The 21,518-nt window shown below is 62.4% G+C and carries 17 protein-coding genes; 13 read left to right on the top strand and 4 right to left on the bottom strand.

Going from position 1 to position 21,518, the window contains the following annotated elements:
• Positions 1-98: 98 nt before the first annotated feature.
• The 3 genes from NKH95_RS21510 to NKH95_RS21500 all read right to left on the bottom strand — a co-directional run bounded on the left by NKH95_RS21510 (position 99) and on the right by NKH95_RS21500 (position 2,919).
• Entirely contained in the window at positions 99-434 is a 336-nt protein-coding gene (locus tag NKH95_RS21510) for a hypothetical protein (RefSeq protein ID WP_128304944.1), read from the bottom strand.
• A 62-nt stretch (positions 435-496) separates the two neighbouring features.
• Positions 497-1,345, bottom strand: a complete 849-nt coding sequence (locus NKH95_RS21505) for an endonuclease/exonuclease/phosphatase family protein (RefSeq protein ID WP_128304945.1) — start codon at positions 1,343-1,345, stop codon at positions 497-499.
• 110 nt (positions 1,346-1,455) lie between these two features.
• Positions 1,456-2,919, bottom strand: a complete 1,464-nt coding sequence (locus NKH95_RS21500) for a phospholipase D-like domain-containing protein (protein ID WP_352892943.1) — start codon at positions 2,917-2,919, stop codon at positions 1,456-1,458.
• A 305-nt stretch (positions 2,920-3,224) separates the two neighbouring features.
• On the opposite strand from NKH95_RS21500, the gene NKH95_RS21495 reads away from it, so the two are divergent.
• From NKH95_RS21495 to NKH95_RS21440, 12 genes are all read left to right on the top strand, one after another.
• Positions 3,225-3,428, top strand: coding sequence for a hypothetical protein (locus tag NKH95_RS21495; protein WP_164779989.1), 204 nt, complete (start codon positions 3,225-3,227; stop codon positions 3,426-3,428).
• 653 nt (positions 3,429-4,081) lie between these two features.
• Entirely contained in the window at positions 4,082-4,381 is a 300-nt protein-coding gene (locus NKH95_RS21490) for a hypothetical protein (RefSeq protein WP_352613195.1), read from the top strand.
• A gap of 289 nt (positions 4,382-4,670) precedes the next feature.
• Positions 4,671-5,087: a helix-turn-helix transcriptional regulator gene (locus tag NKH95_RS21485; protein ID WP_352892933.1), complete on the top strand. Its 417-nt coding sequence runs from the start codon at positions 4,671-4,673 to the stop codon at positions 5,085-5,087.
• A 196-nt stretch (positions 5,088-5,283) separates the two neighbouring features.
• The gene (locus tag NKH95_RS21480) at positions 5,284-10,011 is read left to right on the top strand and encodes a YadA-like family protein (RefSeq protein ID WP_352892916.1); all 4,728 of its coding nucleotides are present in this window, start codon (positions 5,284-5,286) and stop codon (positions 10,009-10,011) included.
• A 7-nt stretch (positions 10,012-10,018) separates the two neighbouring features.
• Positions 10,019-10,576: an invasion associated locus B family protein gene (locus NKH95_RS21475; protein ID WP_023809958.1), complete on the top strand. Its 558-nt coding sequence runs from the start codon at positions 10,019-10,021 to the stop codon at positions 10,574-10,576.
• A gap of 13 nt (positions 10,577-10,589) precedes the next feature.
• Positions 10,590-11,258 carry a hypothetical protein gene (locus NKH95_RS21470; protein WP_023809957.1) on the top strand — a complete coding sequence of 223 codons (669 nt, stop codon included), beginning with the start codon at positions 10,590-10,592 and terminating at the stop codon, positions 11,256-11,258.
• Positions 11,259-11,296: 38 nt separating this feature from the next.
• Complete coding sequence (locus NKH95_RS21465; RefSeq protein ID WP_023809956.1) at positions 11,297-11,758, top strand: DUF4189 domain-containing protein; 462 nt, start codon at positions 11,297-11,299, stop codon at positions 11,756-11,758.
• The gene (locus NKH95_RS21460; protein ID WP_196815310.1) at positions 11,728-12,291 is read left to right on the top strand and encodes an invasion associated locus B family protein; all 564 of its coding nucleotides are present in this window, start codon (positions 11,728-11,730) and stop codon (positions 12,289-12,291) included. Before NKH95_RS21465 ends, NKH95_RS21460 begins: the two co-directional genes overlap by 31 nt.
• A 419-nt stretch (positions 12,292-12,710) precedes the next feature.
• Positions 12,711-14,159, top strand: a complete 1,449-nt coding sequence (locus tag NKH95_RS21455; RefSeq protein ID WP_128304949.1) for a TolC family protein — start codon at positions 12,711-12,713, stop codon at positions 14,157-14,159.
• Positions 14,160-14,198: 39 nt separating this feature from the next.
• Positions 14,199-16,331: a type I secretion system permease/ATPase gene (locus tag NKH95_RS21450; protein WP_023809953.1), complete on the top strand. Its 2,133-nt coding sequence runs from the start codon at positions 14,199-14,201 to the stop codon at positions 16,329-16,331.
• A 42-nt stretch (positions 16,332-16,373) separates the two neighbouring features.
• Positions 16,374-17,663 carry an HlyD family type I secretion periplasmic adaptor subunit gene (locus tag NKH95_RS21445; RefSeq protein ID WP_352441934.1) on the top strand — a complete coding sequence of 430 codons (1,290 nt, stop codon included), beginning with the start codon at positions 16,374-16,376 and terminating at the stop codon, positions 17,661-17,663.
• Positions 17,653-18,291, top strand: coding sequence for a ribbon-helix-helix domain-containing protein (locus tag NKH95_RS21440; protein ID WP_128304952.1), 639 nt, complete (start codon positions 17,653-17,655; stop codon positions 18,289-18,291). Before NKH95_RS21445 ends, NKH95_RS21440 begins: the two co-directional genes overlap by 11 nt.
• A gap of 23 nt (positions 18,292-18,314) precedes the next feature.
• Here the strand turns inward: NKH95_RS21440 and NKH95_RS21435 are convergent, their stop codons facing one another.
• Positions 18,315-19,205, bottom strand: coding sequence for a transglutaminase-like cysteine peptidase (locus NKH95_RS21435; RefSeq protein ID WP_502895290.1), 891 nt, complete (start codon positions 19,203-19,205; stop codon positions 18,315-18,317).
• 366 nt (positions 19,206-19,571) lie between these two features.
• Between NKH95_RS21435 and NKH95_RS21430 the strand changes: the two genes are divergently transcribed.
• On the top strand, positions 19,572-21,518 hold a 1,947-nt coding region (locus tag NKH95_RS21430; RefSeq protein WP_352722591.1), incomplete at its 3' end, for an Ig-like domain-containing protein.

Raw genomic sequence — 21,518 nt, 5'->3', positions numbered from 1 at the left:
ACGCGGTCAATTATCACCTCTCACATCGGCGCTATTTCGTCAGCCGATCATGCACGATGAACCGGCCGGCTTTCGCCGGCCGGTTGCTCCGATCGGGATCAGCCGCAGACGCGGACCTCTTCGATCACCCTGTGGTGGTGGCGCCAATGCTTGACCAGTTCGATATGGCAGCGATGATGCCGGTGATGGCGGCGATATTCGCCGTACCGGTATTCGCCATTGTCATACTGAACATTCTGGTCGCCATCATACTGATCGTCATAATAGCGATCGCGGTGATGACGGCGAATAACGATCCCACTATCGGAATCGTCATCCGGCAAATATCGGTCGCCGTCGTCGGACTGGATGGTCACGCTTGCCGCTTGCGTCGGCGCAGTGATCGCCGCGGTCGCGGCCAATGCCAACAGGGAAGCCAGAATCAGCTTTTTCATCTCGTCCTCCTGCGTATTCAAGACATGTTAACTCGCGGAAGAACGGGGCGTTCCGCCTAATTTTACACGCTTTGCGACGCGGAAGACATCAAGGCGTTATCGTCCACCCGCTCCAGGCGCACGAAGGCCGTCAGCGGCAGGTGGTCGGAGGCAACGCGCGAAAGCGGCGTGTCATGCGCGTTGATGGCGGCAATCATGCCGTGCCTGTTGGCCATGATCCGGTCGAGCGCCAGCAGCGGCAGGTTCGACGGGAAGGTGGGGACCGCCGGCGGCTGCGGGCCGAACGTCGCATGCAGCGTGTTGAGAGCGGAGCGGTTGCCGAGCCGCCATTCATTGAGGTCGCCGAGCAGCAAGGTCGGTCTTTCGTCCGGGCTGTTCATCAGGTCGAGCACGACGCGCGCCTGCTGGGAGCGCGAGCGGCGCAGCAGGCCAAGATGGGCGGCGATGATGCGCAGCGTCCGGCTTCCATCGAGGTCGATCTCCGCCACCACCGCGCCGCGCGGCTCCAGTCCCGGAAGCTTGATCTGGTGCACGTCGCGAACGACGCCCTTCTTGAACAGCAGGACGTTGCCATGCCAGCCATGGCCCTTGCCGGTGGCCGAAATCGGCACCGGAATCAGGCCGGTTTCCCGCTCGAGCCGGGCCAGGTCGAGAAGCCCGACACGGTCGCCGAAGCGATTGTCGGCTTCCTGCAGCGCAATGACATCCGGATCGATTTCGCGGATGACGCGGATGATCCGCTCCGGGTCGAATTTCCTGTCGACGCCGATGCATTTGTGGACATTGTAGGAGGCAACCAGCGTGCCGGTGGTGGCTGTCGTCTTGAGTGCTGCGGCGTTAGCCTTCTGCATCCGGCGGTCACGAAGGGACAGAAGCATGCTTGCCGGGAGGCTGCGTCCAATTCTGTGCATCTCTGTGCTGCTCGTCCTCGCTGGTTTCAATTCAGAAGCCGGATACAGTCAAAATAGGCAATTTCGGCGTATGTTCCATGACAGACGAGTTCCTCAAGCGGCCCTCCGCCCTAGAGATAGGGTGAACCGAGCCACAATACCCGGTCGAACAGCCTGATAAGAAACGGCCGGGCTCGCAAGGCTTCCAGCGTCACCGGCACGGCGGAGGCAATCGCCGATCCGATCCGCGTCTCGATCTCGCTGGCAAAGCCGGCATCGAGCACCTCCAGGTCGATCTCGAAATTCAGCCGCAGCGATCGGGCATCAAGATTGGAAGATCCGACATAGGCCCACACGCCGTCGATCGAAAGCAGCTTCGAATGGTCGAACGGTCCCTCGGTTCGCCAGACACGGCAATAGTGTTTGAGCACCTGATCGAACTGCGCCATCATCGCGCGGTCGACGAGGAAAAGATTGTTCACCGCCGGCACCACGATGTCTATTTCGACCCCACGCCTGCCGGCGGTGATCAGCGCGCTGATCAGTTCCCGATCCGGCAGGAAATAGGGCGACATCACGCGTATAGACTTGCGGGCGACCGAGAATGCACCGATCAGCAGCTTGTGGTTGGTCTCGTTGCTGGCATCCGGGCCGGAAGCGACCGCCCGCACCATCATCGGTGCGCCTGGCGATGGCGACAGCGGGGCGATGCGCCAGGCGTCGCCCTTCAGCGCCTCGTTGGTGGCGAAGCGCCAGTCCTCGGCGGCGACTGAAAAGAGGTCGGCGACGATCGGACCGGTCACCCGGAAATGTGTGTCCCTGGCGCTGTTGGAGCCGGCGAATTCGGCTGAGAAGCCTTTTCGGATGTTCATGCCCCCGGTGAAGGCGGCGATGCCGTCGACCACCAGGATCTTCCGGTGGGTCCTCAGATTGGCGTAGGGCAGGCGCAGGCCCATGACGATGTTGCCGTTGAAGACATCGGCGGGGATGTTGGCCTCGCGCAAATGCCCAAGGATGCTCGGCACCGAGTAGCGGGCGCCGACGGCATCGATCAGCACGCGGACGGTGACGCCGCGCCGGACGGCGCCGGCCAGCGCCTGGACGAAGAGCAGGCCGACGGCGTCATTGTCGAAAATATAGGTCTCGAGCAGGACGCTGCGCTCGGCGCCATCGATCGCCGCGCACATGGCGGCATAGGCCTCGTCGCCGGTCTCCAGCACATCGATTGCATTTCCAGGATTGAGCGTGCGCCGCGCCACCCTGTCGCCCAGTGTCCGCAAGCCCGTGAACCGTTGCCCGTAACGCTCGACGATCAGGGCCTCTTCGACAGCGACGTTGCGCTCGTGCTTGGCGGACACCGCGCCGTCGGCAAACGGGCGCTGGGCGGTGATCGTGGCGCGGCGGATGCGGTTGATGCCGGCGATGGCATAGATCAGCACGCCAAGGATGGGGGACAGCACCATCACGCCGACCCAGCCGGTGGCGGCGCGGACATCTTCCTTGGTCATGACGGCATGGACGATGCCGACCGTCGCCATCACCACGGAGATGATCGCCAGAATTTGCGGCCAGTGAGTCGCCAGGGTCTCCAACATGCCGAGACTATCCAGCGAGCGGTTGCAGAAGGCAATGCAGCCGCTCGTGCCGCGCATTCGCCGGATGGTGGCATGCGGCCCTGGCTGAAGAGTTCGACCAGCCGCAGAGATCGATGGGTTGAAGCACCCCGATAGATCCTGTCCAGAAGGACAAACCTGACCCAAGGGAAGCATAGAGCCTGGCATCGTCCTGTTCTGCCCGGGCCCTCCGAAGCCTCTTATGCTTTGGTACCACCTCTATTGTATATCAGGAGGAATGATTTTAGTGATATAAACACTTTGATTGACGGCGAGGGGGGCGCCGAATGATGAAATTCAACTTCGATGGACCTCCTGGCGATGACGCAGCTGCCGACACGTCGGCAGAATGCCAACGCCAATTGCTGCCTCTCGTCCGTGAGATCGTTCAGGCAGCCGTCGCTGCCGGGTGGAGCGAGGAAGACGTTCTTCTGGGTTTTGTGGAACTTACATGGGATTTGTATGAGAATCGTCGCGACGATCTGCAATGACCGGCGGCAAATCCGGTAGCTCTACATTGTTGAATGGCCGCCGAAATGGCCAAACTGTCCGCTGAAGCAGGGCTCCGAATTCAGGTCGACCAGAGGCCTCGCGGCAGTTGGCAACTTTTGCGCACGCAGCTTTTCACGATAGGAATTTTTTCTTGACTCGGTGACCTCAGCTATAGTACATATTCGCCCATGGTGCTGATTTGCGCCAGTGACCCGCCGCGCAGGCGGGTTTTTCGTTGATGCTCCGTCAGCCAATGCGCAGGCGAAGGTGTCAAAAAATGTTCCAGTCCCTCCTTTGTGACTGGTTCCTCTTATCCCGAACAAAATTTTTTCTTTGCGTACGGATGTTATTCACTATCCGCGGCATGTGCGTTACGCTGGGTCCGGGTCGGGCTAAGGGGGATTTCAGGCAGCGAACAAAGCGGCAGAGGCCAAGCATGAAAAATACGGACGATGCTCGGGACAGCGGCGATTCCCGGGGCGTCAATCGAGAACGGACAGCTCGATATGTCCTGGACATAATTCCTGAAAGCGCAGGTCCCAGGAGGGCCACCACGCGGAGGAGTGTCATATACTCCGTCCGCGATCCCGTCCCGCAGAAATTCCTGGCCAAGAAGCATTCCACCGGAATTGTGCTGAGGCCCGCACGCGGAATGAGAGCCTCGCCCGGCAGCGACAAGATCACAGAATACGTCGCGCCACGCGTGCGGGAATATCTCGACGAAAACTTCGCGCGAAAAGTCGTCGCCGGATTGGCATTCGTCGCGGGAGTTTCACCGGACCCATTTCATAGCAAGGTTCGCCATGGCATTCGGCATGCCGCCACATCGCGGCGAGTTGCCGAAATCGCCTATCTCGCCGGCTTTTCGGATCAGAGCCATCTGGCCGTGGCGCTGAAGAAATACAGAGTGAGAACGCCGACCGGGGCCGGGCATGCTTCCCTCAAGAACTGAGGGCCCGGCCATGGCAAAATGGCAACGCCTGCTCGCCCGCGACGCGAGACCGGAATTTTCTACAAGGCTTGCTGAGTTTTTCAAAATACGTCCCGCTGCAAATCTGCCCCAAGCTCCGCAGGAGTCCTCTGGAATGTCATGCAGTCCGCGCATTGTTCGCCGTCCGGCCGGAACGATCCGATGAGTGGCGATGCCGGTCAGCTTCGATTAATCACGAATTGTTTTTCAGGGGAACATGGAAGGAAGCCTTGGGTTGAACCTCATCTGGGACGTATCGGGAGGCCGAAAAATGCCGGGCGATGATGGTTTCCCCGGACCGGTTTCCGGAACCAACTCGCGACAGCCGACGCTCAACGCGAAAGGCGGGCTTTCCGTCCGCGCCGCGCGCCGCGTGCAGCAATTCCTGGACGAGAACTTTACGCGCAAGCTGGCGCTGGCTGATATGGCCGCGGTTTGCGGGCTTTCCCCCTATCATTTTGTGCGGGCTTTCTCGAGGACGTTCGGAATGCCGCCGCACCAGTACGTCCTCGACCTGCGGCTGGATTTCGCTGAAAGACTGCTTGCAGACAGCCGCATGACGATCGCCGACATCGCCCACTCCAGCGGGTTTTCAAGTCAGAGCCATTTTACCACCGTGATGAAGAAATACCGGCAGAGGACGCCGTTGCAGGCACGGGTGGGAAAGCTTAACGCCAAGGTTAGGTGATGCGACGCTTATTTCATTGCTTTGTTTCTTGGTTTTAAAGCATTGGCTAAGGTAACAAGCCGTTAACCTCTGTAGCTTTGCTGCGCTCTTTTCTCACAAGGCAGCAATTTCGTGAAATACCGCGGGCAGGAATCATGTCTTCCTGCGGTGGAGCGGAATTGTCAGACATTTCGTGCCGGCCAGCGGAGAGGGAACCATGACCGACAACCAGTTTTCGAACGGCTCGCTTCTTGTTCAGCGTCGCGCGGCGCATTTCGCCGGGCACTGGATCGCGGGGGCCGATCATGGCTCACGCTCGACGCGCCGCCGCCTAATGGCGGTGCTGCGCATGGCGCATCGTGTGCTCGGCCTCGGCCGCAAGAATATGGGTTTGGGAACATTGGGCGCTGGTGGCAGTGTAGGTTCGGCGCTGGCGTCATCCGTCAGCCCGGCCAGCATCATCGGCGGCCTGGCGGTGCTCGTCGCGCTCGGCCTCGCCACGCCGGCCCAGGCACAGTATCAGGCGGGCGGCGGGTCAGCAACCGCCGGCGAGGCCGTGGCGATCGGAAATGGCTCTACCGCCAGCAACGCCTGGGCCATAGCGCTCGGCTTCCAGTCCGTTTCGTCGGCGCAATACTCGATCGCCATCGGCCGGACTGCGTCGGCCACAGGCCCCGGCGGCGCGATAGCGCTGGGCTCCGGCACGATCTCAAATAATGTCAATACGGTAGCGATCGGCGTCAACGCCAGTGCCACCAACGCCGGCGCCAGCGCGCTCGGCACTTTCTCCGTTGCTTCGGGTGGCAACTCCACCGCCGTCGGCGTCAGCTCCCTGGCCAGCGGCGCCACGTCGTTCGCCGGAGGCTGGGGGTCCCAAGCCACCGGGACGCGCGCCATTGCGATCGGGAGCCAGGCGGTCTCGTCGGGACTGGACACCGTTGCCCAAGGCACCAACACCATTGCAAACAGCCAGAATGCCATCGCTGTCGGCTTCCAGTCGACCGCAACCGCGATAAACGCCGTCTATCTCGGTTCGCGTACTGGCGCCGGAACCGGAGCGCTGGCCCAGAGTGCCATCGCCATCGGTACGGATGTGACGGCGTCCCAGGTTGACTCCACTGCGATCGGGCGCGCGAGCAAGGCAACGGGAACGTCCGCCATAGCGATGGGCGCGACCTCGATTGCGAGCGGCTCTGCCAGCACCGCGGTCGGCAACGCGTCCGCTGCCAGCGGCATAAACGCCTCCTCATTCGGGACGGGTGCAAATGCGATAGGAGACAATTCTCTCGCAGCCGGCGTCAGTGCCAACGCCGGCGGAGTCGGCAGCACCGCGCTCGGCATAGGTACGTCGGCCGGCGGCGCCAGTTCGGCAGCCGTGGGCTTCCAGGCCCAGGCCGCCGGCACCAATGCCGCAGCCGTTGGTCCTCAGGCAAATGCATCGGCGATAAACTCGGCAGCGTTCGGCAACGTCGCCACGGCTTCGGGCCAATTCGCGCTGGCCCTGGGCAATTCGGCCGTATCGAGCGGAGTAGGCTCGGTCGCGGCGGGCTCTGGAGCCCAGGCCACGGACGTCTCCACCACGGCTGTGGGTAACAACGCCGCGGCGACCGCCGCAAATGCCAGTGCGCTGGGATTGGGCGCCACGGCCAGCGGAGTGTACGCCACTTCGCTCGGTTCCACATCCAAGGCCACCGGTGCCCGTGCGTTCGCCGGTGGCCGTTCGTCCACTGCGGGAGGCGACGACTCCATTGCCATAGGCACGACATCCATCGCGACAGCGGCGAGCTCGACAGCAGTTGGAGCGGGCGCTGTGGCACAAGACGTCAATGCGATTGCCATCGGTACCGCCGCCGGTGCTATCTCCGCCGACTCCGTCGCCATCGGCACGGGCGCGACCGCCGATGGCGGCAAGGCGGTCGCGATCGGCTACGGCAACGTTGCCTATGGCGACGGCGCGGTGGCCATAGGCGATCCGAGCTATGCCAGCGGCACCGGCGCCTTCACCGGTGGCGCCAACAACATCGCCAACAGTGACGGCACGGCGAGCGCCACCGCGGCCAATACGGCCAACGGCGCCGTCGCCATCGGCAACAACAACAAGGCCATCGGGCAGGGCTCGGTGGCGCTGGGCAACGGTTCCACGGCGGGCGCGGCAGGCCTCGCGGGCAATGTCGCGCTCGGCAATGGCGCGACGGCGGCGGCGAGCTCCGGCGACGTGGCGCTCGGCTCCGGCTCGGTGACCACCACGGCCGTCGGCACGGCCAGTGGGGTGGTCAACGGCACGACCTACGCCTTCCAGGGCACCAACCCGCTCTCGACGGTCAGCATCGGCGCGGTCGGTGCGGAACGCACGCTCACCAACCTGGCGGCGGGGCGCGTCAGCGCGCTCTCGACCGATGCGATCAATGGCTCTCAGCTCTTCGCCACCAACCAGGCCGTCGACGCCATTGGCGTCACGCTTAGCAACATCAATGTCGGCGGCGGCATCAAGTATTTCCATGCCAACTCGACCCTGGCGGATTCGCAGGCTCTCGGAGCGGATTCCGTCGCGGTCGGCCCGAACGCCGTGGCCAACAATGACGGCGACGTGGCGATCGGCCTGAATTCGGCGTCGGGCGCAACGACCGCCGTGGGTGGCACAACGATCGGCGGCGTCAACTATACCTTCGCCGGCGCTACCCCGGCCGGTGCCTTCTCGGTCGGCTCGGCGGGCGCCGAACGCCAGATCCAGAATGTCGCGGCCGGGCAGTTGAACGGCGGTTCGACCGATGCGGTCAACGGTTCGCAGCTCTTCGCCACCAACCAGCAGGTCACGCAGAATACGACCGATATCGCCAATATCGGCAGTGGCGTGACCGATCTCGGCAACACGATCAACAACATCGCCGGCGACACGTCGACCGCCTATACCGACGCCAATGGTGTGGGCATCCGCTACGCCCGCACCAACGAGGCAGGCTTGGCGCAAACCGATTCCTTCGCACAAGGCGTCGGCTCCACCGCCGTCGGCTACCAGGCGACCGCCACCGGCGTCAGCGCACTGGCGCTCGGCCGCGACAGCAATGTCAGCATCGACGGCGGCGTGGCGCTTGGCTCGGGTTCGGTCTCCGATCGCGCGATCGCTCCGCTTACCGGGCAACTGCCCGCCGGCCCAGCCAACTTCATCCAGTACAACACGACCGACAAGACGCTGCTCGGCGCCGTTTCGGTCGGCGACGCTACCTCGTATCGGCAGATCACCAATGTGGCCGACGGCACGCAATCTCAGGATGCGGTAACGCTTCGGCAGCTGCAGGGCGCCATCGCCTCCGTCTCGGTGACGTCGACGAAATACTTCCATGCCAATTCGGCGGCGGGCGACTCGCTGGCGGTCGGCGCGGAATCGGTCGCGGTCGGCCCGACGACGGTCGTCAACGGCGACAACGGCATCGGCATCGGCAATGGCGCCACTGTCGAGCAGGATGCACCCGGCGGCACAGCGATCGGCCAAGGCGCCCACGTGATGCTGGCCGACGGCCTGGCGCTCGGCACCAATTCGCTGGCGTCCGGCATCCAGTCGGTGGCGCTCGGCGCCGGCGCCCAGAGCACCTTCATCAACAGCGTTGCGCTCGGCGCGCAGTCCATCACCAGCGTCGGCGCGCAGGCCGGCTACACGGCCTTTGCGCTCGCCGGTTCGCAGACCTCGGTCGGCGAGGTGTCGATCGGCGCCGCCGGGGCCGAACGCAAGCTCACCAACGTCGCGGCGGGCTCGGCCGATACCGACGGCGTCAACGTCTCGCAATTGCGCGGCGTGACGCAAAACGTCAGCAACCTGTTCGGCGGCGGCACGACCGTCAATCCCGACGGCTCCATCACCGGCCCGACCTACACCATCCAGGGCAACAACTATTCCACCGTCTATGACGGCTTCACGGCCGTCGACAATGCGCTGACCAGCATCAGCAATGGCGGCGGCATCAAATATTTCCACGCCAACTCGACGCTGGCCGACAGCATCGCCGGCGGCACCAACGCCGTGGCGATCGGGCCGGAGAGTGTGGCGAGCGGCACCGACAGCCTGGCTGCGGGACATGGCTCGACGGCCACCGGGCAGGGCGCCGTCGCGCTCGGCCAAGGCGCCAAGGCCAACAACGCCAACGATGTGGCGCTCGGTTCCGGTTCGGTGACACAGACCGCCGTCGGGACCTCCAGCACCGTCATCAACGGCAAGACCTACACTTATGCCGGGACGACGCCGACCGGAACCGTCAGCGTCGGCGACGCCGGCGCCGAGCGGACGATCACCAATGTCGCCGCCGGCCGCGTCGATGCCGGCAGCACCGATGCGATCAACGGCTCGCAGCTCTACGCCACCAACACGGCGATCGAGGATCTGAAAGCCGGCGTCGGAAACCTTACCCAGAACGCGGTGACCTATGACACCCAGGGCGGCAACAAGACGAACACCATCACGCTGCAAGGTGGCGACGTCAACGCGCCGGTCGTCATCTCCAATGTCGGCCCCGGCGTCAAAGGGACCGATGCGGTCAACGTCGACCAGATGAACCAGGGCCTGACCGCGGGCAAGAGCTATACGGACAACCGCGTGGCCTACGCTATCGATACGTCCAACGACTACACCGACAAGGTGGCGGTCACGACCTTGCAGCAGGCCAACGACTATACCGACCAGAAGCTCAGCCAGCTCAATTCGGACATCAGCGGCATCCGCGACGAGGCGCGGCAGGCGGCCGCGATAGGCCTTGCGGCCGCCTCGCTGCGCTATGACGACCGGCCCGGAAAGCTGAGCGTCGCGGCGGGTGGCGGCTTGTGGCGGGACGCAGGCGCGTTCGCCTTCGGCGCTGGTTACACCAGTGAAGACGGCCGCATCCGGGGCAATCTGTCGGGCACGGCCGCGGGTGGGCATGTCGGTGTCGGCGCCGGCATCAGCTTCACCTTGAACTGAGGCAGGAATGAAAGGACTTGTTGCCCTGACCTGCCTGGCGCTCTGCGGCGGCCTCGTGCCGTCCGCCGGGCAGGTCGCGTCGACCTACAGGATCAAGCCATCGGACGTAGTGGTGCCGCCCGAGGTCAAGCTCGGAGACTATCAGCGCACCATCCGCCCATTCGATAACTGGACGCTGATCTGCGACGAGAACCTCAAGGCTCGCAAGAAGGTCTGCAACGTCTCGCAGATCATCGAGGACGCATCAGGCAAGATGGCTTTCAGCTGGTCGCTCGCCGCCACCCAGGACGGCAAGCCGTATATGATCCTGCGCACCGCTCCGAACGCCAGGAGCGATGGCCTGGTGTCACTGAAGTTCGATGGACAGAAGCAGCCGATCGACGTGCACCTGAACGGCTGCAACGAAATGGTCTGCGTCGGCATGTTGCCGGTAGGCCCCGTCATGCGCCGACAGATCTCGCAGAATGCGACACCGGCGATCTCCTATTCGACGGTCGACGGTCAGACGATCACCGTGACCGCAACGCTCAAGGGGCTGTCAGAGGCCCTTTCACCACTCAAATAACCGGGGCATCACCATGAGCCAGCAGGACCAGTTCACGTCCGCGAAACGCACTGCGACCGTCGAGGCGGATCGGCAGAGGCGGGCCGAGTCCCCAAGGCGGCGCTGGCCACGCGTGGCCGGATATTCACTTCTGGGATTGGTCGTGGCGGGCCTTGGCTTCGCCGCAGGGAACTATGCCGCCATCGCCAATCTGGTCGGCGGCGCGACGGCCGCACCCGCAGAAACTGCGGCGGCCCCCGTGCTTCCGGACACGCCCTTCCTCGAGCATGTCAAGCAGGCCGGAGTGCAGGCCTGCTCGACCGTCTATCCGGCGCTCGGACAGATTCTGACGAACGGCACGAAATACAGCGTCAAATCCCTGTGGAACGACCAGGCCGCCGACAAGCACGCCATCCAGGCCTTTGTCGGCATGGATTATGCGTCGGAACGCTATAGCGGACCGGCCGCCGGCATCGTCTTCGCATCGCCCACCGCCACGGGTTGCGAAGGGGCGATGGTGCGGGTGGCGCCATTCGCCAGCCCGTGCGCCGACATCGCATCCATCCTGCCGCAGGGCAGCAAGATTACCGACCATCTCGGGCAGGTCGAGGTCTACGAGCTCGGCGGCAATGCCGGTGAAGCGCTTCTCCTGCCGACGGGCAAAAGCTGTGTGGTGATCTCCCTCGCTTCGGCGGCGAAGTAGGACGCGAAGCGATTGAGGTTAAGGAAAGGATGCCGACCATGAGATTGCAGGCTTTGGCAGTTTTGGGCTTGACCCTGTTGTGGAGCGGACAAGTCGTCTCGGCCGACCTTGTGGCCCCATCGGAACCGCAACAGGAGGAAAAAGGCATCTGGGCGGCCATTGCCTATTCGCAGGCCGATAGCAAATACGGCTTCTTCTGGGGCGCCGACAAGCGGCAGGAAGCGAAGGACATCGCACAGAAATATTGCGAGAACGCGGGCGGAAAGGCCTGCAACGTCGTCACCGTCTTCCGCAACCACCGCCATTGGAATGATGACGACGAGACCGGCTTTCCCTACAAGCACTGCGGTGCACTCGCCGTGGCAGACAAGGTGGAGAACCGTTTCACGCCCTGGGGCGTGAACTCGGCCGAGACCCGTCGCGAAGCGGAGGATCTCGCTTTGCAGGCCTGCGAGGCGGCGGGAGAGAAATGCAAGATCCGCGAGTGGGTCTGCACATGAAGCCTGGCCCGAAGGCCGTCTCCGCATGTGGGGCAATTCTATTCTCGTTGATGTCGCCGGTGTCTGCCCAGCAACAGGTGGCGGCTGTCCCGGATGGACCCTCATCGCTGCGTGAAGTCTATCAGGATTGGAGTGTGACCTGCTCGGTTCGAGAGAAGGCGAGAGTGTGCTCGCTCGCGCAAGATCAGGTCCAGCAGAACGGGCAGAGGCTTCTTGCCGTGGAGATCGCGGCACGCCCGGACGGCTCGACGACGGCTACCCTGCTTCTGCCCTTCGGCATCCTGCTCGACCCGGGCGTGACGCTGCAGATCGACGATCAGCCGCCACTGTCCCCGCAGCGCTTCAGGACCTGCCTGCCGACGGGTTGCGTCTCGGTCTTTACCGTCGATCGGCCGACGCTTGGAAAGCTGAGGGGAGGCTCGGTGCTGAAGCTCAATGTGACGACGGACGCCGAGACCCCGCTGAGCTTCCCGGTCTCGCTTCGCGGCCTGACCGCGGCGCTCGACCGCATGGTGGCGTTGAGCGCAAATTAGGGTGCGCGCTGACCCAGCTTTTGGCCGCAATCAGCGACATGACGCGCACGCCGGCCGCCGCGACGGAGTATTTTGGGGCGGCTGCCGAGAGGGCGTACCTGAAAATGGCTCAACTTCAGGTTGGGTCATCAACAGCCGCCATACCCACATGGCATGATTCTGGCCATATCGGCCCACTGACCTGCCGTTTTTCGGGCTATCCCGCAGAGTGCGGCGTCCGGATACAACCGGAGCGAGCCGACGTTATGTGCTATTTTTGCTACATCTCGCAGCCTTGTTGCCCAAAAAGGCTATTTAGCGACCTCTAAATCAATAATCGCTCACATATTTCGTGAATTTGTGAATAATCCACCGACGGGCAGGCCTTGGCTTGGTTAGCGCTCTGAAAAGGACGCTGGGGAAACGTTAGGGTGGGATTGATGAATACGACAAACATGTCGACCATAGGCAGGCGCCTTGGTCTTTTGATGGCGGCCACCATGCTGACCTGCGGGAGTGCTCATGCGCTTACGCTCAAGGAGGCGATGGCTGTCGCGGTGGAATCCAATCCCGAGATTGGACAGGCGATCGAAAATCGCGAAGCAATCGAGTTCGAGTTGCGGCAGGCCAAGGGCCTTTATCTTCCCAGTGTCGATGTCGAGGCATCGGCCGGCGTTCGCCGGCTCGACAATTCATCCCGGCGCTCCCTTTCCATCGAAGACGACGCGCTCTATCCGGCTGAAACGGATCTTACCGTTTCGCAGACGCTTTATGACAGCGGCGCAAGGCGGGCCGAATTGAACCGTCAGGCATCGCGCGTCGATGGCGCTTCGTTCCGGGTGCTGGAACGGTCCGAATTCATCGGGCTGTCCGTTGTCCAGGACTATCTGGAATACATGCTGCAGGCTTCGATCGTTGTCGAAGCGAAGAAAAATCTCGGCTTCCACCAGGGAATTCTCGGCGACATCCGGCAAGGCATTTCGGGCGGCGCGCTGAACGAGGCCGACCGGCAGCAGGCCGAGGAACGGCTGTTTGCCGCCAAGGCGCGCATGCAGGAGGCGACCGAGGAACTGGAAGCGGCCAAGATCCGCTTCTTCAAGACCGTCGGAAAGCCACTGACCAGCCCATCGAGGCCGGGCGATGTCTCGGCTGCGCTCCCGCGATCGCTTGACGAGGCAATAGGGTTGGCGCGCGAAAGCAATCCGCGCGTGCACATGGCCAACAGCGACATCGACGCGGCGGCTTCCCTCGTGGATGCCGCACGGGCTAAATTCGGCCCCTCCATCATCGCTGAAGGTCGCGCCCGGGCGGGAACTGACATTGACGGCGACGATGGCGACACCAGCGACCTGCAGGCACGCGTGGTCCTGCGGTGGAATCTCTACCGCGGTGGTATCGACAAGGCCAACGAGCAGGAGCAGATCCGCCGCACCAGCGAACAGCGTCTGGCGCTGCATCAGGTGCAGCGCGAAATCGAGGAAGCCGTTCGCACGTCGTGGGATCGTCGTTTCCGACAAGCCGATCTGGCGAAGACCCTGAGGCAGCAAGCCGCCGCCAATGAGAAGCTGGTCGCTTCCTATCGCGAGCAGTTCAAGGTTGGACAGCGCTCGCTGCTCGACGTGCTCGACGCGCAGAATACGCGGTTCAACACGGCAACGCTGGCGGATACCGCGTCCTACGCATCGCTGTTTGCCCAGTACCGGCTTCTGGCCGCGACCGGACAGTTGCTGAAAACGATGAACCTTCAGCCGGCAAAGCAGGCGACAGCCTATGCACGCACCGAGTTCGCAGCACCGGAAACCGCGGACACCGAGACCTATGCGCGGACGCCGTCGGAGCAGAAGAGCGACCTGCCTTTCGACATCCTCGCTCCGGTGAGGAAGAAATAAGACGACGCAAGGTCCAGCGAGCGTCCTGACGGGCAGATCGTGAACCAGCAACCCAACATCCTCTCCCCCAAGGAGGCGTTCAAGGCCTGTTTCTCAGCCGTTGCCGGATATCTCGGCAGGCCGAGCGCGGAGACCGTGCTGTTTGCCGGCGTGCCGCTCTCGGACACGCGAATTGCGGTCGACGACATCAGGCACCTTGCCGAACGCATCGGCCTGGAAGTCACCGAGTTCAACCACCGGGATTTTCTCAGGGGGCGTATCGATCTGCCCGCAATCGTCTTTCGCGTCAGCCAATTGCCCGTTGCCCTGCTCGCTCTAGGCGAAGACGATGCGTATATCACCGCGCCCCAGGAAGACGGCCGCACCGCGATCGGCCGATCGGAACTGGCCGCCAGCTACATCAGCGGCGGCGCTTCCTTCTCGATCACCTACGCCAATGCCGCCGAGACCATGTCGGTCGGCTCGGCGGCCAGGATCGAGCGGAGACATTGGCTCACGGGGACGATGGGCGCTTTCTGGCGCACCTATTCGAAAGTCGTCCTGGCGGCGGTGTTCATCAATCTGCTGGCCATAGCCTCGCCGATCTTCACCATGAACGTCTACGACAGGATCCTGCCGAACAAGGCAATATCGACACTGTGGGTGCTGGCTCTCGGCATCGGTGCGGTCATCCTGTTCGACCTGCTTTTGAAGACGGCCAGGGCTTCCCTCATCGACTATGCCGGGCGCAAGGCGGATCTCCGAATATCCTATCTGCTGTTCGAGAAAGTGCTGAACTCGTCGCTGTCGGCGCGCCCCGGTTCGACCGGTGAATACGCAAACAGGGTCACGCAATATGAATTCGTCAGGGAGTTCTTCACCTCCAACACCATAAGCGTGTTCATCGACACGGCATTCGTCTTCGTCTTTCTCCTTGTGATCTATGCAATTGGCGGCTGGCTGGTGATCATACCGGCGCTGGCCTTCGTGATGTCCGTCATCGTCGGCCTGGTCACCCAGCGCCGCATCGGCAAGCGCGTCGCCGCCTCGATGAACGAAGCATCGCAGCGCCAGGCACTGCTGGTCGAATCCATCTCGACGCTGGAGACGATCAAGTCGCTGCGCGCCGAGGCGTATCTGCTGCGAAAATGGGGGGAGCACTCCAAGAACGCCGCCAACACGTCCGAGAAGATCAAGCAGCTTTCGGCGGCGGCGGGCAACATCACCCAGTCCATACAACAGCTGGTGACCGTCGCCCTGGTCGTGGCCGGCGCCTATGCCTTCTCGGAAGGGCATGTTTCGACAGGAGCAATCATAGGAACGGTGATGCTGGCGAGCAGGGCCGTGGCGCCGCTCGGCCAGATCGCCATAACGTTGTCCCGGTTTCGCCAGGCCATGCTCTCGCTGAGAATGGTGAATTCGATCATGGCTCAACCGGAAGACCGACCTGACACGGTGGGTTTCGTCAACCGCCCCATTCGCAAGGGGGCGATGGTGTTCAGGAACGTCGGGTTCGTCTATCCCGGCTCGGAGAACGAGGTTCTGACCGGCCTGAATTTCTCGGTGAAGCCAGGGGAGCGGATCGGCATCATCGGCCGCATAGGATCGGGAAAGACGACGATGGGGCGGCTGATCGGCCGGCTCTTCCTGCCGACTTCCGGTGAGTTGCTGCTGGATGGGATCGACATTCGCCAGTATCACCCGTCCGAGGTTCGCGCCGCGGTCGGCATCGTTGCGCAGGCCGGCGACCTGTTCTCGGGCACCATCAAGGAAAACCTCCTGATGGCATGCCCCGAGGCTACAGACGAACAGATCATCGAAGCTGCAAAGGCGGCCGGCGTCGACGATTTCGTTTCACGCCACCCGCGCGGCTACGACATGAATGTCGGCGAGCGCGGCACCAATCTTTCCGGCGGCCAGAGGCAGACGGTGGCGATCGCACGCCTGCTTTTGACCAAACCGAAAATCGTCTTTCTGGATGAGCCGTCGGGCTCGATGGATCTTGCCTCGGAACGCCAGTTGATCAAGCAGCTCAAAGTCGCTTTCGACCGCGACACGACGCTGATCGTCTCCACACATCGGTTCAGCATGCTTGAGCTGGCCGACCGCCTGATCGTTATCGAACGGGGCAAGATCGTTGCCGACGGACCGAAGGACCAAGTCATACAGGCGTTGCAGAAAACAAGCGCCTGACAAAACAATTATTGCTGCATCCAATGCGTTGGGGCGTGGGAAATGCTTGCCAGGGAAGATCGACCGCCGCTGTTTGCGTCGGCGTCCATATTCATCATCGGAGCGCTCTTCGTCGTTTTTGTCGCTTGGGCGTCCTTTGCCGAGGTCGATGAGATCGCACGCGGCGATGGCAAGGTCATACCCGCTTCCAAGACCCAGATCATTCAGGCGAGCGAGGCCGGCGTCGTTCAGGAAATCGCAGTCACGATTGGCCAGATCGTCAAGAAGAACGATCTCATCATCCGCCTGGACAACACGCTCAACACATCCAGCCTTGGCGAGCAGCAGGCCAAGGCGCGCGCGCTGGAAGTGCGCATAGCAAGGCTGAAATACGAACAGGCCGGCAATCTCTCAGGCCCATTTCCGTGCCCGCCGGACATTCAGTCGGTCGCTCCGCAGATTTGCGACAATGAACAGAAGCTGCTCATTGCCCGGCGCGGGAACTTCGACAACAAGCTGTCCGTGCTCAAGTCACGCCTCGATCAGCGCGAGAGGGAACTGGCCGAGGCGGTGGCCAATTCCGACCGTCTGACCAAGAACCTGGTCGTCAGCGACCAGGAGGCAAAACTGGTCGACGCGATGGTCAAGAAAGGCCTGATGGCAAGGACCGAGCAGCTCCGGGTAGAGCGCGAACAGACCGAGCTCAACGGCCAGCTGAACCTGGCCGGCGAAACAATAAAGAAGATCAAATCGTCGATCACGGAAGCCCAGCTGCAGGTCGAGGAACTCGGCTTGCAACTGCAGCAGGAGGCGTTGGACGACCTTACCCAGGCGCTGGCGGAACTTTCGGTAGTGGATGAAACCATAAGGGGGGCCACCGACAAGGTCGCGCGCACCGACATCCGGTCTCCCGTGGATGGCATCGTCAACACGCTGGAGCTCAACACGGTCGGCGCTTTCGTCCAGCCTGGCGCCGTCGTCGCCGGCATCGTGCCGACCTCCGAGACGTTGCTGGTGGAGGCACGGGTCTCGCCACGGGATGTCGCGTTCATCCGTCCCGACCAGGAGGCCCTTATCAAGGTCACCGCCTATGATTTCTCGATCTTCGGCGGCATCGAGGGCAAGGTCTCCAACATCACAGCCGACAGCCTGGTCGATCAGAAAACGGGGGAACCCTACTATCAGGTGCGCGTGGCGACGGACAAATCGACCCTTCAAAGAGACGGCAAGGCCTATTCGATCATTCCCGGCATGATCTGCTCGGTCGACATCAAGACCGGGCGCAAGACGATCCTGCACTACCTCCTGAAGCCGATCAACAAGGCGCGCGAGGAGGCGATGAGTGAGCGGTAGCGCCAGCCCTCATCCTGATGGCGAGCGACTGCTTCCGCCAGTCGCGGCCGAGGATTTCGGGCTTGAATTTCGGGTCGTGGCGCGTGGCGGCATAAGACGCGGCATCCGCTTGGAGCGGGCATTCTGGTTGTCGCTGAAGCAGATGGCCGAACGCAGGAAATGCACGATCGGCATGCTCATCGACGAGATCGCCGAAAGCCAGGCACAGACAGGCAATTTGACATCCGCGATCCGGGTGGCCTGCATGCGTGGATTGGCGGATGAAAACCTGACCTTGCGAAGGCTTGCATCGATCAACACCATCAACGCCATACTCGTCGCTTGCCCGTCCCCGGCCTTTGCCCTGGCATCGTCGAAGAAGATCCTGTCGTTCAACGCGCCGTTCCAGCAACTGGTCAAACGTCAATTGCCGATAGCCCCAAGCGATGACGCACGGCACGATCTCAAGCTGGCATTGGACCTCAACGTAGCCGACATCTTCGCGCGGCTCGATGCCAATGGCGAATCGCCGGTGGCCACCGGCTTTGTCATCGGTGCGGGTGACCGTCGTTACCGGGGGCAATTGAATGCGGTGCGGGCTCCGGTGCTCGAGCCAGAGCTGCTGATGGCGTTCGTCTTCGGCGGTTGAATCACCACCAATCCAACGAGAACTTATGGCTGAAAACCTTCGCCAGGTGCGACGGTTGCGAAACCGCCTTTGATGTCAGCCATCTGGGCTCCGCCCGGTCTTGAACCGTGGATCCAGGCCCGGTCCGTGCTGAACGAATAAAGCGGAACATAATCCGGGAGATCGCTGTCACGCACCACAGTGTTGCTGAGGCTGTCGAGAATGAAGGTGCCGCTGCCTGTGCTCACCGACAGCACTGCGTGAAAGAAGCCTCGCTTGCGATCCTGGAGGACGACAAGCGCCATGCTCTGCGTCGGGATGCCGGCCCTCAGCAGGGCCGTCATCTTGAGAATGGCGAAATCCTCGCAATCGCCGGCTCGCCGCTCGAGAATCTCCGAAGGCTTCGCCCAATAGTCGAGCTTGCCGTAGACGACGCTATCTTTCCTGTAGGCGATCAGGCGATTTACGCTGCTGTTGACGAAGGACAGCTTCTCGCTGAATCCCTTGCCTTGAGCGGCGGCGACCATGCCGGCAAAAGCTGTGCTCTTGCGCTCGCAGGGGCTGCCCGCCGAACAAGCGGTGATTGCCCGGTACACGGGCGCCCAGCGCGCCGCGACGGGAAAATTGCGCATGGACAAGGCAACCGATCCGAAGACCCCCGGAATGATCGACGCGGTCTGCACCGGATCTATCCCGGCGTCATCTCGCGCCGTTGACGAGCCATCCCCGCGGTCAGCATCTGCCGGGCCATAGCTGCTGATGACCTGACCGATCCGGTAAGCGCCCGCAGGCTGCCTGGGCTGGGGCCTCGCCAGCGAAACACCGCCGAGACAGGGCGGCGTCTGGACCTTCTCCTGAGGCCAGCCGGATGCGGCGATATCGCTCGCGAATGACGGCCCCGCCAGGCCGACAAGCCCGATTGCCAGCAGGAGCATCTGGAGCCGGGTTTTTCCCGGAACTGTTTTTTGCTTTTTCATAACGCCCACCTTTGACTGTGGACGCTACCAATCTTGTCTCAAATTATTGGAAAGGAAGGTGGATAAATATCCAGCAACTGTCTTTATCCAGTTTGTCTAAAATTTTATTCAAATTTATACTTTGGTTCACCAAAAAGATGCCGACTAGTCATCCGTCAACCAGACCTCCAGAAACCAACATATATCAGGTTATATTGTTGCGGTTTACCACGTGTAAAAAATGCCGGGCAATGCATATCATAATATATGAAATAGATTAGGGGGCAGTTGCAAAGTAGAAGTGGCCGCTGTCTCTATCCGGTAAATATCGGAGGGGTTTCAGCCATGACGAACAATATCGAGTTGGACAGCTTTTCGGCTTCCTTGAACGAGCATTCCGCGTCCAATGAACACGCCGATCAGGCGTCGCCGGCGGAGATCCGGGTCGCACAGGCAAATTCGACGCAGCCCGCGCCGGCAGCGTCCGAACCGGTGCCGGTCGATGTCGGCGGCGGAGCGCCTGTCAAGCCAGAAGCCCCCGCGGAAGCAAAGGCACCGCCGGCAGCTGCGCCGCACGAATACGTAGCCGACGCCAGCCATGTGGTGAGGCTTCCCGCCAACGCCTCCATCGACAACATCAAGGTCGATGGCCAAAACCTTCTGCTCGAACAGGCCGACGGCTCGGTAATCGTGGTCAAGGATGGCGCCCTGAACGTGCCGACCTTCATCATCGGCGACGTCGAGGTGCCGCGCGTTGCTTTGCTGGCGGCACTCGAAGCCAGCCATGTCGATGTCGCCTTCGGCGCCGACGGCTCCATGTCGGCCGGCCCGGGCGGTTCGAATTCAAGCGCAGGCGGAGATTTCTCGGTTCCCCCCGGCGGCATCGGCGACGGGTTCGACCTGTCGGCCCTGTTGCCCCCGACGGCTCTGCAGTTCGGGCTTCTGGAGCGGCGCGAGCTGTTTCCCTCGATCGTCGACAGGCAGGTTTCAGTGACGGCCACGTCACTGCTTGCCCCGACCGAAGCGGCTAGTGAAACTGGCCTCGATGGCGGTGGGGCGCAAACTCCGGGTAGCGAAGCGCCGACCGACAAAGAAACGTCCAGCACTGGAACGATCAGCATCGACGCGCCGGATGGAATTGGCTCGATCGTCATCAACGGTGTCACCGTCACCGGCGTCGATCAGCACATCCCAGGGCAGTACGGTTACCTGACGATCGTCTCCTTCAATCCGAGCACCGGTGCCATCGAATACAATTATACGGTGACCGAATCGGTTTCCCATACGGATCAGACACCCGGCTATGATCCTAGCACCGACACGGTTCCTGAGAATTTCACCATCACTGTCACGGATGTCGACGGCGATACTGCCAGCACCACCTTCGCCGTCGCCATCGTCGACGATGTGCCAACGGCGCACGCCGACACCGACAGCATCGCGGCCGGCCAGTTCGGCCCGGCGACAGGCAATGTACTGGCTGGCGGAACCGATGCCGGCGACGCCAACGCGACGGACGGCGTTGCCGACACCAAGGGCGCCGATGGCGCGACTGTGGTTGGCGTGCAGGCCGGCAACACCAATACCGATGTCGACAATGCGGCCACGCTGAACGCGCCGATCCAGGGCAGCTACGGCACGCTGACACTGCTGGCGGACGGCTCCTACAGCTATGTGCGCGCTGCCGGCACGCCCGGCGGCGTCAACGACGTGTTCACCTACACGATCAAGGATGGCGACGGCGACACCTCGCATACCACGCTGACGATTTCGATCGGCAACTCGACGCCTGTGATCACCGACCTGACGCCGGAGGCCACCGGCGGCGACGTCGTCGTCAACGAGGCGGCGTTGAATATCGGCACGCCGGGCGGGCCTGGGTCCGATCCGGCAAGCACGGCCGAGGCCGGCGCCGGCACCTTCACCGTCTCCTCGCCCGACGGCATCCACTCGCTGGCGATCGACGGCAACGCCTTCATCACCGATGGCGTGTTCACGGGCGGCTCGTTCACGACGACGCTCGGCAACACGCTGACGGTGACAGGCTACAATGCCGCCACCGGTGAGGTGAGCTACACCTACACACTGCTCGACAACGAGGGGCATGACCCCATCCAGGGCACCAACAACCTCTTCGAGAACTTCACCGTCACGCTGACCGACCAGGATCTGCAGAGCGCCAACGCCACGCTCTCCGTGAAAATTATCGACGACATTCCGACGGCACATGCCGACACCAACAGCGTTGTCGAGGGCGGCATCGTGAGCGGCAACGTGCTGACGGACGGCACG

This window comes from Mesorhizobium sp. M0848, assembly GCF_040319805.1.
Lineage (GTDB): Bacteria > Pseudomonadota > Alphaproteobacteria > Rhizobiales > Rhizobiaceae > Mesorhizobium.
Note: the sequence above shows the minus strand (reverse complement) of the source record. Positions and strands in the feature narration are given on the sequence as shown.